The following is a 536-nucleotide window of genomic DNA, read 5'->3' on the forward strand; positions in this document are numbered from 1 at the left end:
ATCCACACCAACACACCCATCGACAGCATCACCGAAACCGGCAACGGCGTCACCATCACCTCCGGCAAGAAGTCCTGGACCTTCGAGAACGTCATCGTCTCCTCCGGCGGCTGGTCCCAACAACTCATGCCCGACTACCTGCAGAAGGCCACAGAGACCAAACGGTGCTTCCTGACCTGGTTCGTAGCCAAGGACGCGGCAGACTTCTCCCCGGAGCGGTTCCCCGTCTTCATCCGGATCTCCGGAGACCGCTCCATGTACGGTGCGCCGAGCGTCGACGGCGCGACGGTCAAGGCAACCCTGGACGATCGCGGGGCTGGGACACCATCCGCTGACTCAGTACCAAGGGAACTGACTCCGGCAGAAGTCGCCGAGACCACCGAAACCGTCGCTGAGTTCTTCCCCGGCCTCGTCCCGAACATCGTCCGCTCAGATGCCTTTCCGGACCTCTACACCTCGGATGGGAACCCTCTGCTCGGCCACCTCAGGGAAAACAGCAAAATCTACTGCGCCACCGGCTTCTCCGGCCAAGGCTT

At 62.1% G+C, this 536-nt stretch carries 1 protein-coding gene; it reads left to right on the forward strand.

Features of this window, described 5'->3' with window-relative positions:
* Window positions 1-536 (forward strand): FAD-dependent oxidoreductase (locus AC1DDG_RS21710; protein WP_476877704.1); only part of this gene is annotated, 536 nt, incomplete at both ends.

The sequence above is a fragment of the Arthrobacter sp. 10L430 genome (assembly GCF_056395245.1).